Here is a 19,651-nt window from a genome sequence, read left to right as displayed (position 1 = left end):
TCCAGCGTCGCGGAGCCCGCCGTCCCTTACCATGGCATGATTGCCATCTTTCGACAGGATTCTGCCATGGGGCATGTGCACCGCGTCGTCGTTCTCGCCCTGGACGGCGTCTACCCGTTCGAGCTGGGCATTCCCAGCCGGGTCTTCGGATCCGCGGAGGGCTTGTACGAGGTCGTGACGTGCACCGTCGACGGGCGTCCGGTGCGCACCAACTCCGATTTCTCGGTCGGCGTCGAATGGGGCCCGGAGGCGCTGGCCACGGCCGACACCGTGGTGATCCCGCCCTTCGACACGTCGCTCATCACCCGGGAGGTACCGGCACCGGTCGCAGCGGCCCTCGCGTCCGTGCCGAGGGGGACGCGCATCGTGTCGATCTGCACGGGTGCCTTCGTCCTCGCGGCCGCCGGTCTGCTCGACGGCCGGCCGGCCACGACGCACTGGGCGCTCGCCCGCGCGTTCCACGCCTGGTTCCCGCACATCGCGCTCGATCCCAACGTGCTGTTCGTCGACGACGGGGACGTACTGACGTCGGCGGGTGCCGCCTCCGGCGTCGACGTCTGCCTGCATCTCGTGCGCAAGGACCACGGCAGCGACATCGCCAACCGCGTCGCGCGCGCCTGCGTGGTCCCGCCGTGGCGGGACGGCGGGCAGGCCCAGTACATCGATCAGCCGGTACCCGAGGCCTCCGCGAACGGAACGGCCGCCACCCGCCAGTGGGCCCTGGAACACCTGCACGAGCCGCTGAGCCTGGCCGGGCTCGCCGACCACGCACGCATGAGCCTGCGCACCTTCGCCCGCCGCTTCGGTGAGGAGGTGGGCATGAGTCCGGGGCGGTGGCTGATCCAGCAGAGAGTCGCGCGGGCACGCCAGCTGCTCGAATCAACCGATCTTCCGGTGGACGACGTCGCCGCCCACGTCGGCTTCGGCACGGGTACGTCACTGCGCCAGCACCTGCACGCGGTCATCGGTGTATCGCCGCTCGCCTACCGGCGCACCTTCCGCGGTGCACCGGCGGACAGCCACTGAGCTCGCGTCACGCAGGGCCGGGGTCACCGCTCCGGGGCCCGTAACGGTATGGAGGGGCCGGCGCTCACGCTGTCGCGAAGCGGGTGAGGACGGCGTCGGGGCGGACCCCCGGCAGAGCCTCGCGGAAGATGCGGTAGTAGCCGAGCTCCTCCTTGCTGCGCAGCTGCGGTGCGCCGTCCTGCGCGAGCGCTGCGGCGAACTCGTCCGCCGTGATTCGGTCGTCCCCCAGCGGGCTGAGCACTCCCTGCGCGCCGCTGCCCGTACCGAACTGCTCCTTGCGCCGCCACAGCAGGTGCTCCGGCAGGCGACCGGTGAAGGCACGGCGCAGGTGGCCCTTCTCCATGCCGTCCTCCTCCAGCATCTTCATGCCGGCGGGCAGCGACATCGCGTGCGCGATGACCCCGCGGTCCAGGAACGGCACCCGGGCCTCCAGACCGTGCGCCATGGTGACGCGGTCGCAACGCTGGAGATTGAGTCCGTGCAACGACTCGACGGTGCGGCGGAGTTCGGCGTCCAGGTCTTCCGGGGCCGCGTGCTGCTCGTGGTAGTAGCCGTAACCGGCGAACAGTTCGTCGGCGCCCTCGCCGGTGAGTACCGCCTTCACGTGCCGCGAGGCGAGTTCGGACAGGAACCAGTTGGGAACCGCGCTGCGGATGAGGCTGGCGTCGAAGGACTCCACGCACGCGACCACGTGGTCGACCACCGCCGTCAGCGCGTCGGCTTCGAGCACCGCCTCGTAGTGCTCGGTGCCGAGGAACGCGGCGGCCTCGCGTGCGGCCGACAGGTCCGGCGAGTCCGGTGTTCCGACAGCGAAGGTCTTCAGCCGGCGCCCCTGCCGCGCGTACACCTCGGCGGCGACGGCGGCGACCACGCTGGAGTCGAGACCGCCGGAGAGGAACACCCCGACCTCGACGTCAGCCATCAGATGGCGCCGGACGGAGTCCGCGACGGACTCGTAGGTGGCCCTCTCGACTTCCTGGCGCGGTACGCCGTCCCAGTCCGGGGCCTGCGTCCGCTCGGGGACCCCGTCGGCGAAGCGGTGCAGCCCGTCGTCCGGAGTCCACCAGCAGCCGGGCGGAAAGATCTCGGCGTGCCGCTGCACCTCAGGAGCGAAGGCACGAAGTTCGGAGGCGAAGTGCACGGCGGTCTCCGTGCGCGCCCAGTAGAGGGGCTTGATCCCGATGGAGTCGCGGGCGGCGACGAACCGGCCGTCGGGTGCGGCCGCGCACAGCGCCCACATTCCGCGGAGCCGGTGCAGTCCCCCGGGCCCGTCGGTGCGCAGCAGCGCGAGGGCCGCGGCGGAGTCGGAGGAGGAGCCGAAGGTCTCGGCGGGCAGCTCCTGGCGAAGCGCCTGGTGGTTGTAGATCTCCCCGTTGCACACGAGCGACCAGTCACTGTCGCCGGTACCGCCGAGCGGCTGGTGTCCGCCGTCCAGGTCGACGATGGACAGGCGCCGGTGGCCGAGCCAGCTGTGTCCGCCGACGGTACGCACACCCTTGTCGTCGGGGCCGCGATGGGCCAGGCGGTCGAGCATCCCCTCCGCTCCGGCACCGCTGCACTCGGTGGCGATGTCTCCGTCAGGACTGTGAATTGCCGCTATTCCACACATGTCCACCGACGATAGAGATGGTCGTGCGAATGCGACAACCCGAGTTGCTGCATACGCACGCGGCTGGCAAGGTGACGGCATGGCCGGCGAGAACCTCAGCAGCGTGCACCGCGCACTCGACGTCCTGCGCACTCTCGGGCAAGGGCCGATGGGTGTCCAGGAAGTGGCCCGGGCCGTGGGCCGGGAGAAGACCCAGGTCTCCCGGACCCTGAAGGTCCTGGCGCAGGAAGGGTTCATCGAGCGGGACCCACACACCCTGCGTTACCGCATCGGCCGTCAGCTGCTGGCGCTGGCCGCTTCCGCGGGCGAGGACCGGCTGCACCGTGAGGCCCCGCCGGTGCTGCGGGAGCTGGTGCACCGGGTCGGCGAGCCCGCCTATCTGACGGTCCTGTCGGGGCACAGTGTGGTCACGGTGCTCACCGAGCGCACCTCACGCGCACTTCAGGCACATGAATGGATCGGACGCATGTCGCCCCTGAACTGCACCTCCGCCGGCCGCGCCCTGATGTTCGGGCTGCCCGACGAGGAGGTTGCGGCGCTCCTGGCCACCGGGGACGACGTGCCGCTGCCGGGCACGGGAGCGGCGCCCCGCGAGGTGCCGGCCGTACTGGAACGGCTGCGTGCCGAGCGGGCACGCGGCTACGCGGTGGCCGTCGAGGAGATGGAACCGGGACTCATCGCGGTCGCCGTCCCCGTGCACGACCACCGGGGCGGCGTGATCGCCGCACTGAACGTCTCCGCCCCCGTGTTCCGTCTGCCGCCGGAAGCGCTGCCGCAGACGGTGGAAGCGGTTGTCGGCGCCGCGCGCCGGCTGTCGGCCCGCCTCGACGGCACTGACCCGCCCACCCCCTGAGGCGGTACCGCGATCGGCGGTCAGGAGTCACGAGCCCAACAGAGGCGCTGCCCGAGCTGGTGGACGTGCGACAGACCCAACCGGAATCAAGCGGACGAAACCGGCAGTACATCGGGCGACAGCGCCCCCGCCCGGGCGGACGCGGCGGTCACCCGGCGCGAGTGGTGACGGCGGCACAGGACCTCGTAACCGACCTCGCCCGCCGGGCGGTTCACGTCACCGACCACCACCTGGGCGCCCTCGACGACCATCTCGCCCTCTATCGTGCGGGCGTTGTGCGTCGCACGGGCTCCGCACCAGCACAGGGCCTCGACCTGCAGCTGCTCGACCCGGTCCGCCAGCTCGATCAGCCGCTGCGAACCGGGGAACAGCTTCGTACGGAAGTCCGTGGTGATCCCGAACGCGAAGACGTCCATCTCCAGGTCGTCCACGACGCGGGCCAGCTGGTCGATCTGGTCCGGGGCCAGGAACTGCGCCTCGTCCACGATCGCGTAGTCGACCCTGGCGCCCTTGGAGAGACGGGCCACCACGTACGCGTACAGGTCCATCCCCTCGTCCGCCTCGACCGCGTCCGTCACCAGGCCCAGCCGGGAGGAGAGCTTGCCCTCCCCCGCCCGGTCGTCCCGGGTGAAGATCACACCCTCCAGGCCCCGCGCCGACCGGTTGTGCCCGATCTGGAGTGCGAGTGTGCTCTTCCCGCAGTCCATGGTTCCGGAGAAGAAGACCAACTCGGGCATGAGGGGTCGAGCACCTTTCGGGACGGGCGGGGAGGGTCGGATGACCGAGGTCAGGAGCGTACTTCGAGGAGCGGGACGAGCTGCTCGACGGGGGTCATCGAACCGTGCATGCCCACCATCGCGGACTCGTGGGGCTCGTTGTCGGAAGCGATGATCACGACGTCGTCACGGGCCGCCGCGACCACGTCACCGATCCGGCCGACGACCCGTTCGTCGACGCGGGGGCCGAACCAGCCCGCCGCTACCGCCTCGTCCCGGCTCGCCACCCAGAACTGCTCGCCGAGCACCTCGCGCCAGACCGTCAGCACATCGGCCTCGGCGCCCGGGACGGCGTACACATGGCGGGCGCGGCCCTCGCCGCCGAGCAGCGCGACACCGGCGCGCAGCTCCCAGTCCTCGTCGAAGTCGATCCGGGACCGCTCGTCGAACGGGATGTCGATCATCCCGTGGTCGGCGGTGATGTACAGGGCCGAGCGCGGCGGAAGCTGTTCCGCCAGCCGCCTGGCCAGTCCGTCGACGTGCATCAGCTGGCCGCGCCAGGCGTCGGATTCGACGCCGAAGCGGTGCCCCATGCCGTCGACCTCGCTGTAATAGGTGTAGACGAGCGAGCGGTCACCGGCGGCCAGCCGCTGGGCCGCGACGTCCATCCGGTCCTCGCCCGTCAGCCGGCCGAGGAACGAGCCGCCGCTGAGCGCGACCTTGGTGAGCGGCGTCTGCTCGAAGGCGGGCGCGGACACCTGCGCGGTACGTACTCCGGCCGCGTCGGCCAGGGTGAAGACGGTGGGGTGCGGCTGCCAGACCTTGGGCTCCGCCCAGGGCCGCCAGCGCAGCTGGTTCATCAGCGCGCCGGTCGCCGGATTGCGCACGGTGTACCCGGGCAGGCCGTGCTCGCCCGGGGGCAGTCCGGTACCGACCGAGGCCAGCGAGGTCGCGGTGGTGGCCGGGAAACCGGCTGTTATCGGGCGTCCCGTGCCGCCGCGCGAGGTGGGCAGCAGCGAGTACAGGAAGGGCGCCTCGTCGGGATGGGCCCTGATCTGCTCCCAGCCGAGGCCGTCGATGAGGAAGACGCAGTTGCGGTCGGCGGGCGTGAGCTCCGCGATCGCCTGCGTGAACCCCGGCACGCCCTGCCCCGCGACGAGCGTGGGCAGCAGATCGGCCAGCGAGCCGCTGCCGTACTCGGGCACGGGGGCGGTGTCGACGCCGAGCGGTTCCGGGTCCTGCCAGGCCGGCTGGGCCATCAGCGGTCGGCCGAGGCGGTCGCGGCCGTGGCCTCCGAGAGCGCCTGCGCGAAGGCGAGGGTCTGGCGCACGGTGTCGGGGCCGTCGCCGGCCTCGCTGACCCGGAGGCTCAGGTCGTCGGCGGTGGAGCTGCCGGTGTAGCCGTGGTCCGCCTCGCAGTTGGGGTCACCGCAGGCGGCGGGCTCCAGGTCGATCCGGGAGACCGCGCCCCAGCCGATGGTCAGGACGACCTCGCGGGGCAGCGTGCCGGGGACGTACTTCTCCGGGTTGGCCACGACGCGGCTCACCACGACCGAGGAGATCCGGTCGAGCTTGACCGACTCGGTCGAGGTGGTGGCGTAGGGCGTCGGGGAGCTGGTGTCGGCGTTCTGCTCGTCGGTGTGGCTGACGACGAAACGGTTGTCCGTGAGCACCAGGACAGTGACGTGCCGGCGCACCTCGTTGGAGTCGAAGGTGGTCTCCTGGTGCACCAGGTACGAAGCGACCGGCTCACCGCCGACGGCGGCCTCCACCGCCTCGGCCACGAGGGCCGGGTAGTAGCCACTGCGCTCGATCGCCGCGCGCAGCCCCTGAGTCGTCGTACCGGTCTTAGCCATACGGACCATCCTACGGGGGGCTGGTGGCTGCCGGGGACGTCCCGCCCGCCCCGCGCCGGACGGCCGTCCGGGGCGGCACGGACGGGGGCGGTCAGTAGTTGGAGAGCCGGCGGGGGCCGAGGTCGGTACGGGCCGGGGGCGGCGAGAGCCGGACGCTCGCCCCGAGGACCGTCAGCCCCTGGGTGGCGACCACGACGGGTTCCAGGGCGACGGCGACCACCTCGGGGTGGTCGTCGACCAGCAGCGAGACCCTGAGCAGGAGTTCTTCCAGGGCGGCGGTGTCCACGGGCGCGGAGCCGCGCCAGCCGAAGAGGACCGGGGCGGCCCGGATCGAGCGGATGAGCTCGGCGGCGTCCCGGTCGGTGGCCGGGACCAGCCGGTGGGCGGTGTCGCCCAGCAGCTCGGAGGGCGCGCCCGCCAGGCCGAAGGAGAGGACGGCGCCCGCGGCCGGGTCGATCGTGGCCCGTACGACGGTGTCGACCCCGCGCGGGGCCATGGCCTGCACCACGGGCCGGAGCTCGGTGGGCTTGCCCAGCAGTTCGGTCAGCTCGCCGTAGGCGCGGCGCAGCGCCGACTCGTTGGCGAGGTCCAGCCGGACGCCGCCGAGGTCGGCGCGGTGGCGCAGGTGGGGTGCGGTGGTCTTCAGCGCGACCGGGTAGCCGAGTCGCGCGGCGGCGGCGACGGCCGCCTCCGTGTCGGGTGCGGGCAGCGTCGGCCGGACGGTGATGCCGTAGCGGGCCAGCAGCTCGCGGGCCTCGTCGGGCGACAGCGGCCTGCCGCGCGGATCGGGGTCCTCGCCGAGCAGGGCCTCGATGTGGGCCGCGGCGCCCGGCTCGTCGATGGTGTCGTCGAGGAACTCGGGGACCTTGCCGGGGATCGCCGCCTGGCGTCGCCACTGGGCGTACTTCACGGCTTCGGAGAGCGCGCGAACGGCGCGTTCGGCCGCCGGGTAGGCGGGGATCCGGCCGGTGGCGCGGGCTCCCCCGGGGGCGGTCGCCGCGGGCTCGGTGTCCGGTCCACCGGGCGGGGCGGGGGCCGCCGGGGGTGGTGTGGTGGGCGTTGCCGGGGGCGGCGCCTGGGCGGGGCGTTGCTGGGCCACCGTGCTGGTGGCCGCGGCCAGGGCCTCCGCGAGGCCGCCGATCTCCACATGGACGACGGCCACCGGCTTGGCCGGTCCTGCGGCGGCGGCCGTATGCAGGGCGGTGGCCAGCACCTCGCCGTCGCCCTGCTCTGCCTCGCCGTCCTCGCCCACCCAGGGGATCGCCGTCACGATCACCGCGTCGCAGCCCTCGTCGGCCAGCGCCTCGGCCAGCGCGTCCCGGAAGTCCTGCGGGGTGGCGGCGGTGGTGAGGTCGCGCGGCGGACGCGGGCGCAGCCCCTCGGCCAGGCAGGCGTCGTACGTGAGCAGCCCGAGGGACTCGGAGTTGCCGAGGATCGCGACGCGGCCGCCCGCCGGGAGCGGCTGGTCCGCGAGGAGCAGGCCCGCGTCGACCATCTCCGTCACCGTGTCGACGCGGATCACGCCCGCCTGCCGCATCAGCGCGGAGACGGTGGCGTCCGGGATCCGGCTGATGGGTACGGCGTGACCCGGCGGGGTGGAGCCGCTGTGCCGGGCACCCTTCACCACGACCACCGGCTTCACGGCGGCGGTACGCCGGGCGAGGCGGGTGAACTTGCGGGGGTTGCCGAGTGATTCGAGGTACAGCAGGGCGACATCGGTGTCCGGGTCCTCGTACCAGTACTGGAGGAAGTCGTTGCCGGAGATGTCGGCGCGGTTCCCGGCCGAGATGAAGGTGGAGAGTCCCGCGCCGCGCCGGTAGAGCCCGGAGAGCAGGGCGATGCCGATCGCGCCGGACTGGGTGAACAGGCCGATGCGCCCGGACGCGGGCCGTTCCGGGGCGAGCGATGCGTTCAGCCGGACCGCCTCGGAGTTGTTGATGACCCCGAAGGCGTTCGGGCCGATGATGCGCATGCCGTACGAGCGGGCCTGGCGCACCAGTTCGCGCTGGCGTTCGCGGCCCTCGGCGCCCCACTCGGCGTATCCGGCGGACAGGACGACGAGCCCCTGGACGCCGTGCTCCCCGCAGTCCGCGACGGCCTCGGGCACCCGCTCGGCGGGTACGGCGACGACGGCGAGGTCGACCGGTTCGCCGATCCCGCCCAGGGAGCGGTGGGCGGGCACCCCGTCGATGGTGGCCTGATCGGCGGCGTAGGCGCTGTTCACCGCGTAGGTGCGGCCGGTGAAGCCCGCGCCCAGGAGGTTGCGCAGGACTGTGCGGCCGACCCCGCCGGGGTTGCGCCCGGCGCCGATGACGGCGACGGAGCCGGGGGCGAGCAGCCGCTGCACGGACCTCGCCTCGGCCCGCTGCTCGCGGGCGCGCTGGACGGCGAGCGACTCGGCGGTGGGTTCGAGGTCCAGGGTGAGGTGGACGGAGCCGTCCTCGAAGCTGCGCTGCTGGGTGTACCCGGCGTCCCGGAACACCTTGATCATCTTGTTGTTGGCGGGCAGCACCTCGGCGGCGAAGCGCCGGATGCCGCGCTCGCGGGCGACGGCCGCGATGTGTTCGAGCAGCGTGGAGGCGACGCCCCGGCCCTGGTGCGCGTCCTGCACGAGGAAGGCGACCTCGGCCTCGTCGGCCGGGGCGGAGGCGGGCCGGCCCGTGGCGTCGATCCGGTCGAAGCGGACGGTGGCGATGAACTCGCCGCCCACCGTGACGGCGAGCCCCACCCGGTCGACGTAGTCGTGATGGGTGAAGCGGTGGACGTCCTTGGCGGAGAGCCGGGGGTAGGGCGCGAAGAAGCGGTAGTACTTCGACTCCGGGGAGACCTGCTCGTAGAAGCTGACCAGCCGTTCGGCATCGTCCGTGGTGATCGGCCTGATCCGGGCGGTGCCGCCGTCACGGAGCACCACGTCGGCCTCCCAGTGACCGGGGTAGGCGTGATGCGGACTCTGCTCCACAGAGGGCTCCATGGGCAAAGCCTACGGCTCCGTCAGCGGTCGCGTGGGGGGCGGGGCCGGGGCAGTCTGGGGGTGGCCGGCCGCCGGCGGGACCGGGCCGCGGAGGGTCCGCGGGTCGGCCGGAGCATCGCGCACCGCATGAGAGACTGGTCTAGACAACCATTGATTCGTGAAGGGCAGAACCATGGCTGAGCGCCGCGTCAACGTCGGTTGGGCCGAGGGCCTGCACGCCCGCCCCGCATCCATCTTCGTCCGTGCCGCCACGGCCTCCGGCGTCCCCGTGACCATCGCCAAGGCCGACGGCAACCCGGTGAACGCCGCCTCCATGCTCGCGGTGCTCGGGCTCGGCGCCCAGGGCGGCGAGGAGATCATCCTCGCGTCCGACGCCGACGACGCCGAGGCCGCTCTGGACCGTCTGTCCAAGCTGGTCGCCGAGGGGCTCGACGAGCTCCCGGAGACCGTCTGACCCAGCGGCCACGACCGCCAGGATTTCCCGCGAAAGAGCCGCGGCACCCCCGACCGGGTGCCGCGGCTCTTTCGTTTGTACGGGAATGCTTTCCATCGGGCAGGCCGCCGCGAATAATGCAGGGCGGCGAAGATTCGGCGAAACGGGCAGCAGAAAGAATGCCCCGCCGAATAGCCGCTCCTTGTATACGGCGTAATTGTTAATGTCGGCCGCCGGGGGTGTTTACGGCATGTTGCGAAGTCCTCACCCGGGCCGCCGGGGGTGCGGCTGCGCCTCCCGGCCGGCCGGGGCGGCGCAGCCGGTGCGCGACGGTGGCCCGCTCGGCGTGCTGGGCGGCGAGCGCCCTCGCCCGTTCCGCGTCGCCGCGCGCCACGGCGTCCACGATGGCCCCGTACTCGGCCCACGCCTCTGCGGGGCGGGCCGGCTGCTCGACCGCGTACATCCAGGCGATCTTGTGCCGTAGCTGGGTGAGCAGCGCGATCAGGCCGGGGCTGCCGGAGGCCTGGGCGAGGGTCTCGTGGAACCAGCCGCCCAGTGAGCGCAGGTCCTCGCCCTCGCCCCGGCGGGCCCGCTCCTGGCCCAGCCTGACCAGACCGCGCAAGACCTTGAGGTGGGCGTCGGTGCGGCGCTGGGCGGCCCGTGCCGCACCGAGCGGCTCCAGCAGCATGCGGACCTCCAGGAGGTCCGCCGCCTCCTGCTCGTCGGGCTCGGCGACGCAGGCCCCGGCGTGCCTGCGGGTGACGACGAAGCCCTCGGACTCCAGGGTGCGCAGCGCTTCGCGCACCGGGACGCGGGAGACCCCGTAACGGCGTGCGAGCACTTCCTCGGTGAGCCGGCTGCCGCGTTCGAAGACACCGGAGACGATGTCGTCACGGATTGCCGTGCATACCGAATGCGCCGGAATGCGCATGTCCGAACCTCCGCCTTAATCCCCGCGAAACGCGGCCGATCGACGCCTGTCCTGTGACTCTATTGCAATGCGGACGCATTTCCGATGCCGGGCCGAAATTCATGAATATCTTCTGACCCCGGAGGCGTTCGGGAACGGGTGCCGGACGGCGTTCCGGCGGCCGGGTACGGCCGAAGGCCCCGGCGCGACGCCGGGGCCTTCGGTGAGGTGCCGCGTGCCGGTCAGACGCTGACGCCGTGGGCGCGCAGATACGCGACCGGGTCCATGTCGGAGCCGTACGAGGGGGTGGTGCGGGCCTCGAAGTGGAGGTGCGGCCCGGTGGCGTTGCCGGTGGAGCCGGAGAGTCCGATCCGGTGTCCCCGCCCGACGCTCTGGCCGACGGAGACGTCGATCGAGGAGAGGTGGCCGTACTGGGTGTACGTACCGTCCGTCATCCGGAGCACGATGTTGTTGCCGTACGCGCCGCCCCAGCCCGCCTCGACGACCGTACCGGCGCCGACGGCGACGACGGAGGTGCCGGAGGCGGCGTGGAAGTCGATGCCGGAGTGGCTGCCGGAGGACCACAGGGAGCCGCTGGACTTGTAGCCGGTGCTCACATAGGAGCCCGCGACGGGCAGCTGGAAGGCGCCCAGCCGGGCGCGCTCGGCGGAGCGGGCGGCGCGCGCCTCGCTCTCGCGGGCCTCCTCGGCCCTGGCGGCGGCCTCGGCCTTCTTCTTCGCTTCGGCCTTCTTCCTGGCCTTCGCCTTCGCCTCGGCTTCCGCCTTCGCCTCGGCGGCGTCGGCCTGGTGCCGCTGCACGTCCGCCTGGGCGTCGATCCGGGCGGCCAGGCCGCCCTCGATGGCGATGATCTGGGAGAGGCCGGTGTCGCCTGCGGCGGGGGCCCCGGTGTCCGCGGCGAGGGCCGGGGAGGCCAGGGATCCGATGACGCCGGTGGTGGCCAGGGTCGCGATACCGACGGCCCTCGCGCCCCGGCACGTCATACGGCTCGGGGCACGGTGCTTCCCCGTGGCACGGGTGAACGCCATGAAGTGGCTGGTCCTTTCCTTCCTTCTCGCCTACCGGGTTAGCTGACGGGTTCGGAGCAGGAAGGTCTCCTACGGATCCCCGGCCTCGTCGAGGCACGGTCATCCGATTCACCCCAGGGACTGTGTGGGTCCCCGGCTCCCCGGGCTCGCGCCTGACGGGGACTCGGCGATGACTGCCCGGTACGTCGCGGATGCGGCATACGAGTGACGGACAGCCGGGCCGACGCTAAGCGGGGGTACTTCCCCGCACCAAACGGACAGGCGGTTTTGTAGCGCATCCCACAGGGCAGACAGGCAACCTCTCCACCAAAGCGGGCAAAAAGGAAGGCCCTGGCGGCAGACGACCCGCCAGGGCCCCGCTCCCGCCCCGCAGTCGGGGGCGGTGGCGGCTCAGCCGGTGACGACCGAGACCTCTCCGATGCCGAGAGCCCTGACGGGCTCCTCGATCTGCGCGGCGTCCCCGACCAGGACCGTGACGAGGCGGTCCTCCGGGAAGGCGTTGACCACGGCTGCCGTCGCCTCGACCGTGCCGGTCTCGGCGAGGCGCGCGTACAGCTGCGCCTGGTAGTCGTCAGCGAGGTGCTGCTCGACCTGGTCGGCGAGGGTGGCCGCGACGGACGCGGCCGTCTCGAACTTCAGCGGTGCCACGCCCACGAGGTTCTGCACGGCCGTCTCGCGTTCGGCGTCCGTCAGGCCCTCGGCGGCCAGGGTCCGCAGCACCTTCCACAGGTCCTCCAGCGCCGGTCCGGTGGACTCCGTGTCCACCGATCCGCTGATGGCGAGCATCGCGGCGCCGGTCGCCCCCGAGGCGGAGTCCCGGGCCGAGGAGCGCAGCACCTGGGCGAAGGCGCGTACGCCGTAGGTGTAGCCCTTCTCCTCGCGCAGTACCCGGTCGAGCCGGGAGGTCAGCGTGCCGCCCAGGCAGTAGGTGCCGAGCACCTGGGCCGGCCAGACGCTGTCGTGCCGGTCGGCGCCGATCCGCCCGATCAGCAGCTGGGTCTGCACCGCTCCGGGGCGGTCCACGATCACCACCCGGCCGGTGTCGTCGGCGGTGATCGGCGGGACCGGCCGGGACGCGGCGGTGTTGCCCGACCAGTCGCCCAGGGTGTCGGCGAGCAGGGCGTCCAGATCGATGCCGGTGAGGTCACCGACGACCACCGCGGTCGCGGTGGACGGACGGACGTGGGCGTCGTAGAAGGCGCGCACGGCCGCGGAGTCGATCCGCTCGACGGTCTTCTCGGTGCCCTGGCGCGGCCGGGACATGCGGGCCGTGGCCGGGAAGAGCTCCTTGGAGAGCTGCTTGGCCGCGCGCCGGGCGGGGTTCGCCTGCTCGTGCGGGATCTCGTCGAGCCGGTTGTTCACCAGCCGCTCGATCTCGCTGTCCGCGAAGGCCGGTGCCCGCAGGGCCTCGGCGACCAGGCCGAGCGCCTTGGCGAGGCGGGAGGCGGGAACCTCCAGGGAGACCCGGACGCCGGGGTGGTCGGCGTGGGCGTCCAGAGTGGCTCCGCACCGCTCCAGCTCAGCGGCGAACTCCTCGGCGCTGTGCTTGTCGGTGCCCTCGGACAGGGCGCGCGACATGATCGTGGCCACCCCGTCCAGGCCCTCGGGCTCGGCGTCGAGCGGGGCCTCCAGGAAGACCTCGACGGCGACGACCTGCTGGCCGGGGCGGTGGCAGCGCAGCACCGTGAGGCCGTTGGGCAGGGCGCCGCGCTCGGGGGCGGGGAAGGCCCAGGGCCTGGCCGTCCCGGGGGCGGGCTGGGGGTGGTACTCCATCGAAACTCCAGTCGCGGCAGTGTCGCTCACTTGTCCGCCCCTTCGTGCGCGTCGGTGTCGGTGGCGGCGTCCGTCCCCGCCTCTTCTGCGGGCTCCGCAGACTCGACGGGCTCGTAGACCAGCACCGCCCGGTTGTCGGGCCGCAGCTGGGCCCTGGCGGCCGCCCGGACCTCCTCGGCGCCGATGTCGAGCACCCGGTGCACGGCGGTCAGGGCGAGCTGCGGGTCACCGAACAGCACGGCGAACCGGCACAGTTCGTCGGCGCGGCCGGAGACCGTACCGAGCCGGTCCAGCCACTCGCGCTCCAACTGGGCCTGGGCGCGCTCCATCTCCTCGGGCGAGGGGCCCTCCTCGGCGAACCGGGCGAGCTCCTCGTCGACCGCGGCCTCGATCCGCGCCACCTCGACGCCGCCGGACGTCTTGACGTCCAGCCAGCCGAGCGAGGGCGCGCCGGCCAGCCGCAGCAGCCCGAATCCGGCCGCGACGGCCGTCCGGTCGCGGCGGACCAGCCGGTTGTGCAGCCGGGACGACTCGCCGCCGCCCAGCACGGTCAGCGCGAGATCCGCCGCGTCGCACTCGCGGGTGCCGTCGTGCGGCAGCCGGTAGGCGGCCATCAGCGCCCGCGCCGGGACCTCCTCGCGGACCTCCTCGCGCAGCTCACCGCCGATCACCTCGGGCAGCGTGCCGTCCCTCGGCGGCTGCTTGCCGTCGTGCGAGGGAATGGTGCCGAAGTACTTCTCGATCCAGGCGAGGGTCTGCCCGGGGTCGATGTCACCGACGACCGAGAGCACCGCGTTGTTCGGCGCGTAGTTCGTACGGAAGAAGGCCCGCGCGTCCTCGAGGGTCGCCGCGTCCAGGTCCGCCATCGACCCGATCGGGGTGTGGTGGTACGGGTGGCCCTCCGGGTAGGCGAGGGCGGTCAACTTCTCGAAGGCGGTGCCGTACGGGACGTTGTCGTAGCGCTGGCGGCGCTCGTTCTTGACGACGTCGCGCTGGTTCTCCATGGACTCCTCGTCGAGCGCGGCGAGCAGCGAGCCCATCCGGTCGGCCTCGAGCCACAGGGCCAGCTCCAGCTGGTGCGTGGGCATCGTCTCGAAGTAGTTGGTCCGCTCGAAACTGGTGGTGCCGTTGAGCGAGCCGCCGGCACCCTGCACCAGCTCGAAGTGGCCGTTCCCCTTGACCTGGCCCGAGCCCTGGAACATCAGGTGCTCGAAAAGGTGAGCCAGACCGGTGCGTCCCTCGACCTCGTGGCGCGAGCCGACGTCGTACCAGAGGCACACCGCGGCGACCGGGGTCAGATGGTCCTCGGAGAGCACCACGCGCAGGCCGTTGGCCAGACGGTGCTCGGTCGCTGTCAAGCCGCCGGAGCCGGCCTGGGCTGTGGCCGTGTGACCCATGGGCATGTACGTCCCTTCGATCGCGATACTGGATGTGATGCGAGACCTGCCACTGTAAGCAAGCGCACCGACGCCTGGCGAAGTTCCCGTGCCGAGCAAGTCATCGGAAAAGATGGTCCCCACCCCCTCGGGACGGGCCCGGAACCCCCCTCGGAACGGGTCGGGAACCGCCTTTGGGACGGGTCGAGGTCGGAGTTGTCAGTGCGGCGGTCCACAATGGTCCGCGTCAGAACCTGAGGTTGCCCGAACTTGAATCCGTGAAGGAGTCGCAGCCGCGATGGCCCGCCGCAGCACGAAGACCCCGCCGCCGGACGACTTCGAGGAGAAGATCCTCGACATCGACGTCGTCGACGAAATGCAGGGCTCCTTCCTTGAGTACGCGTACTCGGTGATCTACTCACGGGCCCTGCCGGACGCCCGTGACGGCTTGAAGCCGGTGCACCGACGCATCGTGTACCAGATGAACGAGATGGGCCTGCGCCCGGACCGCGGCTATGTGAAGTGCGCCCGTGTCGTCGGCGAGGTCATGGGTAAGTTGCACCCGCACGGGGACGCGTCGATCTACGACGCGCTCGTGCGGATGGCACAGCCGTTCTCCATGCGGCTCCCTCTCGTCGACGGGCACGGAAACTTCGGCTCGCTCGGCAACGACGACCCGCCGGCCGCCATGCGGTACACCGAGTGCCGGATGGCCGACGCGACGTCGTTGATGACGGAGTCGATCGACGAGGAGACCGTCGCTTTCCAGTCGAACTACGACGGCCAGGAGCAGGAGCCGGTGGTCCTCCCGGCCGCCTATCCGAACCTCCTGGTCAACGGCACGACCGGGATCGCCGTCGGCATGGCGACCAACATGCCGCCGCACAACCTGGGCGAGGTCATCGCCGCCGCCCGCCACCTGATCAAGCATCCGGGCGCGGACCTGGACACCCTGATGCGGTTCGTCCCCGGCCCCGACCTGCCGACCGGTGGCCGGATCGTGGGCCTCGGCGGCATCAAGGACGCCTACGCCAAGGGGCGCGGCTCGTTCAAGATCCGTGCGACCGTCGCCGTGGAGAACGTCACCGCACGCCGCAAGGGCCTGGTCGTCACCGAACTGCCCTTCAGCGTCGGTCCGGAGAAGGTGATCGCCAAGATCAAGGACCTGGTCTCGGCGAAGAAGCTCCAGGGCATCGCGGACGTCAAGGACCTCACCGACCGCGCGCACGGACTGCGCCTGGTCATCGAGGTCAAGAACGGCTTCGTGCCCGAGGCCGTACTGGAACAGCTCTACAAGCTGACGCCGATGGAGGAGTCCTTCGGCATCAACAACGTGGCGCTGGTCGACGGACAGCCGCTCACCCTGGGCCTCAAGGAGCTTCTGGAGGTCTACCTCGACCACCGCTTCGACGTGGTGCGCCGGCGCAGCGAGTTCCGCCGGACCAAGCGCCGCAACCGGCTGCACCTGGTCGAGGGCCTCCTCGTCGCGCTGATCGACATCGACGAGGTCATCCGGCTCATCCGGTCCAGCGACAACTCGGCACAGGCCAAGGACCGGCTCATCGAGCACTTCTCGCTGAGCGAGGTCCAGACGCAGTACATCCTGGACACCCCGCTGCGCCGGCTCACCCGGTTCGACCGGGTCGAGCTGGAGAGCGAGCAGGACCGGCTCAACACCGAGATCGACGAGCTGTCCGCGATCCTCGACTCGGACACCGAGCTGCGCAAGCTGGTCTCCACGGAGCTGGCCGCGGTCGCCAAGAAGTTCGGCACCGACCGGCGTACGGTGCTGCTGGAGTCGGCCGGTTCGCAGATCGCCGCGGTGCCGCTGGAGGTAGCGGACGACCCGTGCCGGGTGCTGCTGTCCTCGACCGGTCTGCTGGCCCGTACGGCCAACGGTGAGCCGATCGTCTTCGACGAGGGTGCCAAGCGCGCCAAGCACGACGTGATCGTGTCGGCCGTGCCGGCCACGGCACGCGGCGACGTCGGCGTGGTGACGTCGACGGGACGGCTGATGCGGCTCGCGGTGATCGATCTGCCGCAGCTGCCCGACACCCACGCGGCGCCCAACCTCTCGGGCGGGGCGATGGTCGCGGAGTTCCTGACTCTGGACGCGGACGAGGAGGTCGTCTGCCTCACGACCCTCGACGAGTCCTCGCCGGGGCTGGCGATCGGCACCGTGCAGGGGGTCGTGAAGCGTGTGGTGCCCGACTATCCGGCCAACAAGGACGAGCTGGAGGTCATCGCCCTCAAGGACGGTGACCGGATCGCCGGCGCGGTGGAACTGCGCACCGGCGAGGAGGACCTGGTCTTCATCACCTCGGACGCCCAGCTGCTGCGCTACCCGGCGGCGCAGGTGCGCCCGCAGGGACGTGCGGCCGGAGGTATGGCGGGCGTGAAGCTCACGGACGGCACGGAGGTGCTCTCCTTCGCCGCGGTGGATCCGGCCTCGGACGCCATGGTGTTCACCGTCGCCGGTTCGAACGGCACGCTCGACGACTCCGCGCTGACCTGCAAGTTCACCCCGTTCGACCAGTATCCGCGCAAGGGCCGGGCCACCGGTGGGGTGCGCTGTCAGCGGTTCCTGAAGGGCGAGGACGTGCTGACGTTCGCCTGGGCGGGCCCGGTTCCCGCCCGCGCCGCGCAGAAGAACGGCACACCGGCCACGCTGCCCGAGCCCGACCCCCGGCGCGACGGTTCGGGGACGCCGCTGGAGTCCCCGGTCGCGGTGATCGCCGGCCCCGTGTAGGCCGCAGGCCCGGCGGCGGCGCGCCTACGTGTCGTCGTCGCCGGGCTGTTGCACGTACCGCAGGACGCCCCACATGGACCGCTCGTGTGCGGCGTCCCGCACCGTTTCCCGCCCCGGCTCCCCCGGCGTGCGGCAGCCCTCCAGCTCCTTGCGCAGGGCGCGTGCGTCGATCCCGGAACCGATCAGCACGAGCCGCGTCAGCCGGGGGCCGCGGCGGGTCCAGGGCTGCGGGGCGAACCGCAGGAACCTGCCGACAGCGTGGAGCGCGTAGGCGTTGTCACGGTCGCCCGCGCCGAAGTCGACGTACCCCTTGATCCGGTAGAGACCCTCCGGCCGGGAGTCCAGGAAGGCCATCAGCCGACGGGGGTCCATGGGCACGTCGGAGGTGAAGTCGACACTCTCGTACGCCGCGTGCGGATGGTCCCCGTGTTCCTCGCCCGACTCCGCCGCCCGCTCCTCCAGGTACAGGTCCTCGAAGGTCAGCTGACGCGCCTTCTCCTCGCAGTCCGGCCGCAGCGCGGGGTCGAAGAGCAGTTCGGGGTCGATGCGTCCGTAGCTGGCGGGGACAATGGCCGCCGTGCTGCCGGTGCCCGCGACGGCCTCCCGGACGCGCTGCCGGTCGGCCTCCCCGGCCCGGTCCGTCTTGTTCAGCACGACGAGGTCCGCGACGGCGAGATGGCGGTCGATCTCCGGATGGCGTTCCCGGGTGGCGGCGAACTCCGCGGCGTCGACCACCTCGACCAGTCCCCCGTACACGATGTGCGGGTTGTCGCTGGCCAGCAGCATCCGTACGAGTTCCTGGGGTTCGGCGAGGCCGCTCGCCTCGATGACGATCACGTCGAGGCGGGCGGCGGGCCGGGTCAGGGTCTCCAGGTAGGTGTCGAGTTCACTCACGTCGACCGCGCAGCACAGGCAGCCGCCGCCGAGCGAGACGGTCGAGCCGACCTGTCCGGACACGGTCATGGCGTCGATCTCGATGGACCCGAAGTCGTTGACGATCACGCCGATCCGGTTTCCGGCGCGATGGCGCAGCAGGTGGTTGAGCAGCGTCGTCTTGCCGGATCCCAGGAATCCGGCGAGGACGATGACCGGGATCTGCCGGCTGCGGGGCGGTGACGACGGGTTCAACGGGGCCTTCCGGGGATGTCAGGCGGCCGGGACCGGCTGCGGCGGGGGCGGGCCGATGTAGCGGGCCGCCGGGCGGATGATCTTGGAGTCCTCCGCCTGCTCCAGGATATTGGCGCTCCAGCCGACCACCCGCGCCGAGCAGAACGTCGGCGTGAACATCTCGCGCGGCAGCCCGCACAGCTCCATGACCACTCCGGCGTAGAACTCCACGTTGGTGTGCAGTTCCCGCCCCGGCTTCAGCTCCGCGAGGATGGCCTCCACCTGCCGTTCCACCTCGACCGCGAAGTCGACGAGCGGGCCGCCGAAGCTCTGGGCGATGGAGCGCAGCATGCGCGAGCGGGGGTCCTCGGTGCGGTAGACGGGGTGTCCGAAACCCATGATCCGGTCACCGGCGAGCACCCGCTCGCGGATCCATGCGTCGATGCGGTCGGGGGTCCCGATGGCGTCCAGGGTGTCCAGGGCCCGGCTCGGCGCACCGCCGTGCAGCGGTCCGGAGAGCGCGCCGACGGCCGCCACCAGGCAGGCGGCGATGTCCGCGCCGGTGGAGGCGACGACCCGGCCGGTGAAGGTCGAGGCGTTGAAGCCGTGGTCGACGGTGGAGATCAGATACTGCTCGACAGCCCGGACCCGGGCGTCGTCCGGTACGGAACCGGTGAGCATGTAGAGGTAGTTGGCCGCGTACGGCAGGTCATCGCGCGGCTCCACCGGTACGAGGCCCCGGCCGAGCCGGTGGAGGGCGGTGAGCACGGTGGGGACCGCGGCGCACGCGGTCAGCGCGTCGGCGCGGCGCCGGTCCGCGTCGATGTCGTACGCCGGGCGGAATCCGGCCGAGGCGCCCAGCAGCGAGAGCGCGGTGCGGAGTCCGGCGAGCGGGCCGGACACGGCGCCGGCGCGCGCTATGGCGGGCAGGGCGTCGCTTACCTCCGCGGGCAGCCGGCGCAGTGCGGCGGTGCGGGTGGCGAAGTCGGCGCGGGCGGCCGGGCCGGGCAGCTCGCCCTCGGTCATCAGGTACCAGACGTCCTCGAAGCTGCGGTTCTGCGCCAGCTCGATCGCCGAGTACTGCCGGTAGTGGTAGAAGCCCTCGCGGCCCCGGACATCGCCGAGGGCCGTGTCGGTGACGACGACACCCGCCAGGCCTCGGGGGACGTCGAGCGGTGCTGAGCCGGTCATGGTCGTCATTGCTTCCTCCAGGGACATTCCGGTGCT

15 protein-coding genes and 1 riboswitch are annotated in these 19,651 nt (G+C 72.0%); of the genes, 4 read left to right on the top strand and 11 right to left on the bottom strand.

Going from position 1 to position 19,651, the window contains the following annotated elements; translation table 11 throughout:
• The first annotated feature begins 66 nt into the window (after positions 1-66).
• Positions 67-1,026, top strand: coding sequence for a GlxA family transcriptional regulator (locus ACGFU6_RS09115; protein WP_393609231.1), 960 nt, complete (start codon positions 67-69; stop codon positions 1,024-1,026).
• 64 nt (positions 1,027-1,090) lie between these two features.
• Here the strand turns inward: ACGFU6_RS09115 and asnB are convergent, their stop codons facing one another.
• Positions 1,091-2,635 carry an asparagine synthase (glutamine-hydrolyzing) gene (gene asnB / locus ACGFU6_RS09110; protein ID WP_393609230.1) on the bottom strand — a complete coding sequence of 515 codons (1,545 nt, stop codon included), beginning with the start codon at positions 2,633-2,635 and terminating at the stop codon, positions 1,091-1,093.
• 79 nt (positions 2,636-2,714) lie between these two features.
• Between asnB and ACGFU6_RS09105 the strand changes: the two genes are divergently transcribed.
• On the top strand, positions 2,715-3,488 hold the full coding sequence (locus ACGFU6_RS09105; protein ID WP_393609228.1) for an IclR family transcriptional regulator: 774 nt from the start codon (positions 2,715-2,717) through the stop codon (positions 3,486-3,488).
• 86 nt (positions 3,489-3,574) lie between these two features.
• Here ACGFU6_RS09105 and ACGFU6_RS09100 read toward each other — a convergent pair whose 3' ends face one another.
• The 4 genes from ACGFU6_RS09100 to ACGFU6_RS09085 all read right to left on the bottom strand — a co-directional run bounded on the left by ACGFU6_RS09100 (position 3,575) and on the right by ACGFU6_RS09085 (position 9,030).
• Positions 3,575-4,225, bottom strand: a complete 651-nt coding sequence (locus tag ACGFU6_RS09100) for a thymidine kinase (RefSeq protein WP_393609226.1) — start codon at positions 4,223-4,225, stop codon at positions 3,575-3,577.
• Positions 4,226-4,275: 50 nt separating this feature from the next.
• On the bottom strand, positions 4,276-5,463 hold the full coding sequence (locus tag ACGFU6_RS09095; RefSeq protein ID WP_393609224.1) for an alkaline phosphatase family protein: 1,188 nt from the start codon (positions 5,461-5,463) through the stop codon (positions 4,276-4,278).
• Positions 5,463-6,059, bottom strand: a complete 597-nt coding sequence (locus ACGFU6_RS09090; protein WP_123526975.1) for a DUF5998 family protein — start codon at positions 6,057-6,059, stop codon at positions 5,463-5,465. Before ACGFU6_RS09090 ends, ACGFU6_RS09095 begins: the two co-directional genes overlap by 1 nt.
• 91 nt (positions 6,060-6,150) lie before the next feature.
• A complete protein-coding gene (locus ACGFU6_RS09085; RefSeq protein WP_393609222.1) occupies positions 6,151-9,030 on the bottom strand; it encodes a GNAT family N-acetyltransferase in 2,880 nt (959 codons plus the stop codon).
• Between the two features lie 172 nt (positions 9,031-9,202).
• On the opposite strand from ACGFU6_RS09085, the gene ACGFU6_RS09080 reads away from it, so the two are divergent.
• Positions 9,203-9,484 carry an HPr family phosphocarrier protein gene (locus ACGFU6_RS09080; RefSeq protein ID WP_123526973.1) on the top strand — a complete coding sequence of 94 codons (282 nt, stop codon included), beginning with the start codon at positions 9,203-9,205 and terminating at the stop codon, positions 9,482-9,484.
• A 199-nt stretch (positions 9,485-9,683) separates the two neighbouring features.
• On the opposite strand, the gene ACGFU6_RS09075 is transcribed toward ACGFU6_RS09080, so the two are convergent.
• The 4 genes from ACGFU6_RS09075 to ACGFU6_RS09060 form a co-directional block, all read right to left on the bottom strand.
• A complete protein-coding gene (locus tag ACGFU6_RS09075; protein ID WP_393609220.1) occupies positions 9,684-10,394 on the bottom strand; it encodes a GntR family transcriptional regulator in 711 nt (236 codons plus the stop codon).
• 221 nt (positions 10,395-10,615) lie between these two features.
• Positions 10,616-11,419, bottom strand: coding sequence for a M23 family metallopeptidase (locus ACGFU6_RS09070; protein WP_393609219.1), 804 nt, complete (start codon positions 11,417-11,419; stop codon positions 10,616-10,618).
• Between the two features lie 12 nt (positions 11,420-11,431).
• Positions 11,432-11,598: riboswitch (cyclic di-AMP (ydaO/yuaA leader) on the bottom strand.
• A gap of 211 nt (positions 11,599-11,809) precedes the next feature.
• Positions 11,810-13,192 carry a M16 family metallopeptidase gene (locus ACGFU6_RS09065; protein ID WP_393609217.1) on the bottom strand — a complete coding sequence of 461 codons (1,383 nt, stop codon included), beginning with the start codon at positions 13,190-13,192 and terminating at the stop codon, positions 11,810-11,812.
• A 26-nt stretch (positions 13,193-13,218) separates the two neighbouring features.
• Positions 13,219-14,595, bottom strand: coding sequence for a M16 family metallopeptidase (locus ACGFU6_RS09060; RefSeq protein WP_393609216.1), 1,377 nt, complete (start codon positions 14,593-14,595; stop codon positions 13,219-13,221).
• Positions 14,596-14,866: 271 nt separating this feature from the next.
• Here ACGFU6_RS09060 and ACGFU6_RS09055 point away from each other — a divergent pair, with 271 nt between their 5' ends.
• The gene (locus ACGFU6_RS09055) at positions 14,867-17,317 is read left to right on the top strand and encodes a DNA topoisomerase (ATP-hydrolyzing) subunit A (RefSeq protein ID WP_393609214.1); all 2,451 of its coding nucleotides are present in this window, start codon (positions 14,867-14,869) and stop codon (positions 17,315-17,317) included.
• Positions 17,318-17,341: 24 nt separating this feature from the next.
• On the opposite strand, the gene ACGFU6_RS09050 is transcribed toward ACGFU6_RS09055, so the two are convergent.
• A complete protein-coding gene (locus ACGFU6_RS09050; RefSeq protein ID WP_393609212.1) occupies positions 17,342-18,445 on the bottom strand; it encodes a CobW family GTP-binding protein in 1,104 nt (367 codons plus the stop codon).
• A gap of 18 nt (positions 18,446-18,463) precedes the next feature.
• Positions 18,464-19,624 carry a citrate synthase gene (locus ACGFU6_RS09045; protein WP_393609210.1) on the bottom strand — a complete coding sequence of 387 codons (1,161 nt, stop codon included), beginning with the start codon at positions 19,622-19,624 and terminating at the stop codon, positions 18,464-18,466.
• Positions 19,625-19,651 lie beyond the last annotated feature (27 nt).

This window comes from Streptomyces sp. NPDC048462 (assembly GCF_043200175.1).
Lineage (GTDB): Bacteria > Actinomycetota > Actinomycetes > Streptomycetales > Streptomycetaceae > Streptomyces.
Note: the sequence above shows the minus strand (reverse complement) of the source record. Positions and strands in the feature narration are given on the sequence as shown.

Coding starts and splice junctions, on each gene's coding strand:
- ACGFU6_RS09115 (WP_393609231.1), top strand. CDS start 67: ATGGGGCATGTGCACCGCGTCGTCGTTCTCGCCCTGGACGGCGTCTAC.
- asnB (WP_393609230.1), bottom strand. CDS start 2,635: ATGTGTGGAATAGCGGCAATTCACAGTCCTGACGGAGACATCGCCACC.
- ACGFU6_RS09105 (WP_393609228.1), top strand. CDS start 2,715: ATGGCCGGCGAGAACCTCAGCAGCGTGCACCGCGCACTCGACGTCCTG.
- ACGFU6_RS09100 (WP_393609226.1), bottom strand. CDS start 4,225: ATGCCCGAGTTGGTCTTCTTCTCCGGAACCATGGACTGCGGGAAGAGC.
- ACGFU6_RS09095 (WP_393609224.1), bottom strand. CDS start 5,463: ATGGCCCAGCCGGCCTGGCAGGACCCGGAACCGCTCGGCGTCGACACC.
- ACGFU6_RS09090 (WP_123526975.1), bottom strand. CDS start 6,059: ATGGCTAAGACCGGTACGACGACTCAGGGGCTGCGCGCGGCGATCGAG.
- ACGFU6_RS09085 (WP_393609222.1), bottom strand. CDS start 9,030: ATGGAGCCCTCTGTGGAGCAGAGTCCGCATCACGCCTACCCCGGTCAC.
- ACGFU6_RS09080 (WP_123526973.1), top strand. CDS start 9,203: ATGGCTGAGCGCCGCGTCAACGTCGGTTGGGCCGAGGGCCTGCACGCC.
- ACGFU6_RS09075 (WP_393609220.1), bottom strand. CDS start 10,394: ATGCGCATTCCGGCGCATTCGGTATGCACGGCAATCCGTGACGACATC.
- ACGFU6_RS09070 (WP_393609219.1), bottom strand. CDS start 11,419: ATGGCGTTCACCCGTGCCACGGGGAAGCACCGTGCCCCGAGCCGTATG.
- ACGFU6_RS09065 (WP_393609217.1), bottom strand. CDS start 13,192: ATGGAGTACCACCCCCAGCCCGCCCCCGGGACGGCCAGGCCCTGGGCC.
- ACGFU6_RS09060 (WP_393609216.1), bottom strand. CDS start 14,595: ATGCCCATGGGTCACACGGCCACAGCCCAGGCCGGCTCCGGCGGCTTG.
- ACGFU6_RS09055 (WP_393609214.1), top strand. CDS start 14,867: ATGGCCCGCCGCAGCACGAAGACCCCGCCGCCGGACGACTTCGAGGAG.
- ACGFU6_RS09045 (WP_393609210.1), bottom strand. CDS start 19,624: ATGACGACCATGACCGGCTCAGCACCGCTCGACGTCCCCCGAGGCCTG.